At 67.9% G+C, this 6,826-nt stretch carries 6 protein-coding genes and 1 pseudogene; 3 read left to right on the top strand and 4 right to left on the bottom strand.

The annotated features are described in order from the left end of the window. Nucleotides 1-131: 131 nt before the first annotated feature. Nucleotides 132-959 (top strand): energy-coupling factor transporter transmembrane component T family protein, encoded by an 828-nt coding sequence (locus QOC69_RS03140; RefSeq protein WP_526436259.1) that lies wholly within the window; start codon nucleotides 132-134, stop codon nucleotides 957-959. A gap of 28 nt (nucleotides 960-987) precedes the next feature. Here QOC69_RS03140 and QOC69_RS03145 read toward each other — a convergent pair. After that, nucleotides 988-2,172: pseudogene (locus QOC69_RS03145) on the bottom strand (acyl-CoA dehydrogenase family protein). A 147-nt stretch (nucleotides 2,173-2,319) separates the two neighbouring features. On the opposite strand from QOC69_RS03145, the gene QOC69_RS03150 reads away from it, so the two are divergent. After that, nucleotides 2,320-2,826 carry a TetR/AcrR family transcriptional regulator gene (locus tag QOC69_RS03150; protein ID WP_526436261.1) on the top strand — a complete coding sequence of 169 codons (507 nt, stop codon included), beginning with the start codon at nucleotides 2,320-2,322 and terminating at the stop codon, nucleotides 2,824-2,826. 46 nt (nucleotides 2,827-2,872) lie between these two features. On the opposite strand, the gene QOC69_RS03155 is transcribed toward QOC69_RS03150, so the two are convergent. Genes QOC69_RS03155 through QOC69_RS03165 form a run of 3 tightly spaced genes read right to left on the bottom strand, consistent with a single transcriptional unit; the run spans nucleotide 2,873 to nucleotide 5,890 of the window. After that, the gene (locus QOC69_RS03155; protein WP_526436269.1) at nucleotides 2,873-4,144 is read right to left on the bottom strand and encodes an ABC transporter substrate-binding protein; all 1,272 of its coding nucleotides are present in this window, start codon (nucleotides 4,142-4,144) and stop codon (nucleotides 2,873-2,875) included. 56 nt (nucleotides 4,145-4,200) lie between these two features. Beyond that, nucleotides 4,201-5,028, bottom strand: a complete 828-nt coding sequence (locus tag QOC69_RS03160) for a carbohydrate ABC transporter permease (RefSeq protein WP_526436263.1) — start codon at nucleotides 5,026-5,028, stop codon at nucleotides 4,201-4,203. Continuing rightward, the gene (locus QOC69_RS03165) at nucleotides 5,015-5,890 is read right to left on the bottom strand and encodes a carbohydrate ABC transporter permease (RefSeq protein ID WP_526436265.1); all 876 of its coding nucleotides are present in this window, start codon (nucleotides 5,888-5,890) and stop codon (nucleotides 5,015-5,017) included. The genes QOC69_RS03160 and QOC69_RS03165 overlap by 14 nt, the downstream gene beginning before the upstream one ends. A 55-nt stretch (nucleotides 5,891-5,945) precedes the next feature. On the opposite strand from QOC69_RS03165, the gene QOC69_RS03170 reads away from it, so the two are divergent. Further along, a partial coding sequence (locus QOC69_RS03170) for a PmbA/TldA family metallopeptidase (RefSeq protein WP_526436267.1) occupies nucleotides 5,946-6,826 on the top strand: 881 nt, incomplete at its 3' end.

A 6,826-nucleotide genomic window follows, 5' to 3' on the forward strand; every position in this document is an offset into this window, starting at 1 on the left:
CTGCGCCGCGCCGGCCTGACCGTCGTCGTGATCTCCCACGACTTCCAAGGACTCGAGGAGCTGTGTCCCCGCACGCTGCACCTGAGCGACGGTGCGATCGCCGCGACCCCGACCACCACTGGAGGCATGTCATGACGGCGCCCGCCGGACGTCAGCGCCGACCGGTGGTACTGCTGCGGCCGGTGCCGGGACGCAGTGTCGTACACCAGCTGTGGGCAGGGACCAAGCTGATCGTCGTGGCCGGGATCGGTGTCCTGCTGACGTACTACCCAGGCTGGATACCGATCGGGCTGGTGGCCGTGCTGGTGCTGGTGACCGCGCGGCTGGCCAAGGTGCCCCGCGGCGCGCTGCCGTCCATGCCGCGCTGGCTGTGGCCCCTGCTGTTCCTGGGTTGCCTGACCGCCACGTTCGCCGGCGGCAGCCCGGAGGTGACCGTCGGGACGGTCACCGTCGGTCTTGGCGGCGTGCTCAACTTCCTGCGGATCACGGTGCTGTCCATCGTCCTGCTCGGGCTCGGCGCCCTGGTGTCCTGGACGACGAATGTGGCCGAGATCGCGCCTGCCGTCGCCAAGTTGGGTCGCCCGTTGCGGCGGCTGCGGGTGCCCGTCGACGACTGGGCGGTCGCGCTGGCGCTGGCGCTGCGCGCGTTCCCGATGCTGATCGACGAGTTCCGCATCCTGTTCGCCGCGCGCAGGCTGCGCCCGCGCGAGGACGCCCGACACGCCCGCCGCCACCGGTGGTCGGCTGAGCTCGTCGACCTGCTGGCAGCCGCGATCACCGTGGCGTTGCGGCGCGCCGACGAGATGGGTGATGCGATCACGGCGAGGGGCGGTGCGGGGCAGATCTCGACGCTGCCGTCCCGGCCGAAATGGCCTGACGCGGTGGCCTTCGCGATCGTGCTGGCGTTGTGCGGCCTGTCGATGTACGTCGAGCTGTTCAGCCCGCTCGCGACGAGCTAGCGGTCGGCGCGTGTAGCAGAAGCCAGGCTTAGATCATGGCGCGTAGTGGTCCCGGCGCGTCGATGCCCATCGTGGTCAAGGCCGTGGAGTGATAGATCATGCCGGGGGTGTGAATGGCGTGCCCCAGTCCAACGTGGGCGTCGCGCCAGAACCGTTGCAGGGGATTGGTCTTGCGCGCAGCGTTACCGCCGGAGCGTGCGAAGATCTCGTCGACTGCGGATACGGCGCGCCATGCGGAGCGGATTTGGTTACGCCGCACCAGTGAACGGTCTTCGAACGTGATGAGGCGACCGGCGTCTGCGAGGTCGTAGAGTCTGCTGATCCCGTCGAGCAGTTGTAGTCGCGACGCGGCGATCTCGGAGGCGGCCTCTGAGATCGCCTACAGCACGTACGGGTCATCTTTGATCTTGGTGCCCGTGGCGCTCACCCGATTCCGTTGGTAATCAAGATGAGCCGCCAGCGCACCCTCGGTGATACCAATGACTGCCGCGGTGATTCCGAGGGGGAACATCGCCCAGAACGGAAGCATGTAGAGCGTTTCGCTGCGGCCGGCTTCCTCTGCGATCTCGGCCCCGGAGGCCACCCGCTCGGAGTCCATCGTGCGGTAGGCCGGAATGAACGCCCCGTCGACGATGATGTCCTTGCTGCCCGTACCCGAGAGGCCGATGACGTCCCAGGAGTCCTCGACGATCGTGTAGTCCGTGCGAGGCAGTACGACGTGGAGGACCTTTACCGGCTGGGTGGGCTTGCCGTCGGCGGCGCCGACGAGTGCGCCGAGGAAGATCCAGTCGCAGTGGTCGGTGCCGGATGAGAAATTCCACTTGCCATTGAGAACGTAGCCACCGTCGGTCGGCGTGGCGATGCCTTGCGCGGCGTACGGGGAGGCGATCCAGGTGTCCGGATCCTCGTCCCACACTTCGCTCTGTAGTCGCCGGTCCATCAGCGCCATCTCCCACGGGTGCACACCACCGACGCCGCACACCCAGCCCGTGGAGCCGCAGACCTGTGCGACCGCCATGACCGCTTCGGCAAAGTCGCGGGGGTGAGCTGCATACCCGCCGAAGTCGGTCGGTTGCAGCATCCGCATGACCCCGGCCTGACGAATCAGCGACACACTCTGGTCGCAGAGCTTGCCGAGACGTTCGGATTCGTCGGCGGTCGATGCCAGCTGCGCGGCGATCCGCTCGAAGCGATCAAGAACTGCGTGCGCCATGGCGTGGCCCTCCTGGGGTGGGGTGTAGATGGCGGGACCTGGTGTGTCGATCAGGGTGGTTGCCACCGTAACCCTGACTTGACCATCCGGTCAATCCATATGGTCAATCCATTTGTGCAACTCGATGGAGGCGGTTAACCTGCACGTATGGGCAACCGTGAGGACTTACTGCGGGGCGCGAAGCAGTGCCTGGTCGAACGTGGTTGGTCGAACACGACCGTGCGCGACATCGCCGCCAGCGCCGGCGTGAGTCATGCGGCCATCGGTTACCACTTCGGCAGCCGTGAACGCCTTCTCGTCGAGGCACTCATTGAGGAACTCGACGAACTGGACTCGCGGATGGCGCCGGACGGGCAGTCAGCTGCGCCCGCCGATCGGTGGCGGGCACTGATCGACTCCTTCGCGACCGACAAGGCGCTGTGGACATCACAACTCGAAGCGATCGTGGCGGCCCAACGCAATGACGAGCTACGAACACGTCTGGCCGAGGGCCAACGGCGCGCCCGCGCCGACATGGGCGGCTCGATCGCACTGGCGATCCTGATCGGATTGATGATCCAATCGCTGATCGATCCAGACGGCGCACCGACAGCCACCCAGGCGATCACCGAGATGCGCGAGCTGGCGAACACCCCGCCGAGATCACGCTCATGAACGAATCCGGCCGCGACGCGCGCTGCCACCCCCTACTCGTAGGCACCTAGCGTTCGGAGGCCGCATTGGCCGCCGACTGCGCGGCGGCCAGGCTGTCGGCCACGTCGCGACGACCGAGGAACATCTCGTCGAAATAAGGCTTGAACGCCTGGTACCCCGCGGCGAAGCCGGGGCCGCCCGGCGCCGGGATGCGGGGTCCGTCCAGCACCTTGAAGAACGGGGTGACGTCGACGCCGCGGGCCGCCCAGTACGCGAAGTAGGTGGGTTGGGCCGCGATCACCGCCGGGATTGCCGCGCCGTTGGCGCCGAGGTACCAGTTGCCACGCGAGCTGCCCATCCAGGCCAACACCTCCCGCACCGCCTCGGGGTGCTTGGTGGCCGAATTGCCTGCGGCGGCAATGCCGTTGGTGACACTCACCCGACCCGTCGGGCCGACCGGCAGCATCGTCACACCCCACCGGAACCGGGCCTGATCGGCGATCGCGGCCAGGTTGTAGGTACCCGACTGGAACAGTGCCATCTTTCCGGAGAGGAACTGGTTGCGGGAGAAGTCGCCGTTGTCGTTGGTGTCGGACGCCGGGGGAGCGACGTGGTCGTCGTTGACGAGTCCGACCAGATACTCGAATGCCTGCACCGCCGCCGCGTTGTCGAACGCGAACCGGTCGCCGTCCTGGAACACCCCGCCCGCCGAACCGACGTAGTTCAGGTAGATGCCCTGCAAGTCGTTGGCCGCGTTGTAACCCCACTGCCGGACTCGGCCCGGATCGAAACCCGGAGTGCCGGCCCGGTTCCCGTCGGCGTCGACGGTGAGGCGGGCCAGCAGCCCTCGGAGCGTGTCGCCATTGCCCGGCGACCAGCGCAACCGCAGCAGTTCGGCAAGTCCGACTCGCGCGTCGTCGAGAAGTTCGGCGTTGAAGTACACCGCGATGCCCGCATCGGTGAGCTGGGGCACGCCCCACAGCACACCGCCGCGGGTGAACTGTGCGACCACCGACCGGTCCCAGGCTCGGGACGCGCCAGGTCCGAGCGTCTGCCCGATGTCCAGGAGTCTGCCAGTGTCGGCGTAGCCGGCGAAGTAGGCGTTCGACAGCCAGAACACGTCGTCGGCGCCGCCGCCCGCGACGTCGGTGCGCAGTGTGTCGAAGTAGGACTTGTAGGCCACGACGTTGACCCGCACCTCGATGTCGGGGTGTTCGCGGCTGAACTCGTCGAACGACTGCCGGTACGCCGCGGCCACCTGCTCGTCCCATAGCCGAACCGTCACCACGGTCCGACCGTCCGAGTCTCCCGTGCGGCCGAGCAGGACCGCGGCGGCCATGAGCACCGCGAAGATCAGGGCGAGCGCTGCAGTGAACCCCGTCGAGAACTTGGGTTTCACTTGATCCCCGTCACCACGATCGACGAGACGATGTGACGCCCCAGCGCGACGAACGCCACGATCAACGGCACGATCGCGACCGTCGTCGCCGCCATCACCAGCGTCCACTGGCCGTCGTACCGCGACTGCAGGCCCGCGGTCGCGACGGTCACCACCCGCCATGCGCTGCCGCTGGTGATCACCAACGGCCACATGAAGTTGTTCCATTGCGACACAACGGTGATGAGCGCGAGTGTGACCAGGATCGGGCGGCTGGCGGGCAGCACCACGTGCACGATGACGTCCAGCGTGCTCGCACCGTCGACGCGTGCCGCCTTGATCAGATCGGCGGGGATGGTGCGGAAGTACTCGCGAAGCAGGAAGATCGCGTATGGCGAGCCGAACATGAACGGCAGCACCAACGCCCAGAACGTGTTGCGCAGACCGACCTCGGCCATCATCAGGTACAGCGGCACCACCGTGACGGTGGCGGGCACCATCAGCGTCGCGACGTACACCCAGAACAACGCGTCACGGCCCGGGAACTCCAGGCGGGCAAAGGCATACGCGGCGAGCACGGAGAACACCAGCTGCCCGAGCAGGATCACCGCGGTCATCAACGCCGTAACCACCAAGGCCCGGCCGAACCCGGCGTCGGCCAAGCCGGTGTAGTTGGCCAGCGTCGGTGGTGTGGGCAGGGACAGCGGCGACTCGGTGTTGAACTGGCGCGCGGAGGTGAACGAGGTGAGCAGGCCCAACCCGAACGGGACCAGCGTGATCACCGCTCCGACCGCCAACGCGAGGTAAACGCCCGCGTTCGAGATCGCCCGGCTAGGTGAGGTCATAGCTGATCCGCCGACGGAAGTAGAGGTGCTGGGCGATGGTGACACCGACCAGAAGTACGAAGAGCACCACCGCCATCACCGCGGCCCGCCCGACCGCCGCCGCCCCGAACGCCTCGGCGTAGATGCGGTGGGCGACCAGGTCGGAGCGCCCCTGCGGGCCGCCTCCCGTCAAGGCGTAGACGGTGTCGAAAACCTGCGCCGCACTGACGATTCCCGTGACCAGCACGAAGAACAGCGTCGGCCGCAGCATGGGCAGAGTGATGTGCCGGAACCGCTGCCAGGCAGTGGCACCGTCGGTGCGGGCCGCGTTCTGCACGTCGACGGGAATGGCCAGGATGCCGGCCAGGAAGAACAGCGTCACGTAGCCGACGTTGGTCCACACGGTCACCGCCGACACCACCGGCAACGCCAGGTCCGGATCGGTCAGCCACTCGATGCGCTGCCCCAGCACCGTGCCGACCGCACCGTCGGTGGGCGCAAGGATCCAGCGCCACAGCACGGCGATCGCGAGCGGGGAGCAGATCCACGGCAGCACATAGAGCGTGCGGAACGCGCCGGTGCCCGGCAGGCCGCGCGCCAACATCGCCGCCGCGAACAGCCCCAGCACGGTCTGCACGGGGACCACCAACCCGATGAACAGCACCGTCACCACCAGCGATGTGCCGAACGACGAGTCGGTCAGCACCGAACGCCAATTGGCCAGTCCGACATACTCGATCGGCGCGAGCAGGTCCCAGCGTTGCAGGCTCAGCCAGGCCACGACGAGCATCGGCAGCAGCAGGAACGCGACTACGCCGAACAGGCTGGGCGCCAGCAGGGCATATCCCAGCGCGGCCTGCCGTGCCCGCGCGCCACGCTTCACCCAGTCATTAAAGGCCATCCCGGCCGGGGAGCAGTGATGCCACTACGGTAGAGGCGTGACAGCGCCCCGCCGTGTCGATGCCGACTTCCTCGCGCTGCCGCGCCGCGAGCTTGCTGACGCTGCGTTGTCGGCGGCCGTGACCGCCGGCGCCAGCCATGCCGACGTGCGGATCCACCGCATCACCACCGAGGTCGTGCAGTTGCGCGACGGTGAGCTGGAGACATCCGTGCTCACCCGCGAGATCGGGCTGGCGGTGCGGGTGATCGTCGACGGCACGTGGGGGTTCGCGTCGCACGCCGAGCTCGATCCCCGGGTGGCCGCCGACACCGCGCGCCGGGCCGTTCGGGTGGCCACCACGCTGGCGTCGTTGAACGCCGAGCGGATCGAGCTGGCCCCCGAGCCGGTGTACTCCGACGCAACGTGGGTGTCCGATTACCTGATCGACCCGTTCGAGGTGCCCGTCGCCGACAAGATCGCGGTGCTCGACGAGTACTCCGGGCGTCTGCTCGCCGCCGACGGCGTCGACCACGTGTCGGCGGGGCTGCAGGCGGTGAAAGAGCAGGCGTTCTACGCCGATACGTTCGGCTCGTCGATCACCCAACAACGGGTGCGGATCCAGCCGACGCTGGAGGCCATCGCGGTCGACGCGGCGGAGGGCACGTTCGACACCATGCGCACCCTGGCGCCGCCGACGGCGCGGGGATGGGAGGTCGTCGCGGGCGACGACGTGGTCGATTGGTCGACGGAGCTGGCGCAGCTGCCGTCGCTGCTGGCCGAGAAGACCAAGGCCCCCGGTGTCTCGGCGGGACCCACCGACCTGGTGATCGACCCGTCGAACCTGTGGCTGACCATCCACGAATCCATCGGCCACGCCACCGAATACGACCGCGCCATCGGTTATGAGGCCGCCTACGCGGGAACCTCGTTCGCCACCCC

It is taken from the genome of Mycobacterium sp. (genome assembly GCF_032162105.1).
Lineage (GTDB): Bacteria > Actinomycetota > Actinomycetes > Mycobacteriales > Mycobacteriaceae > Mycobacterium.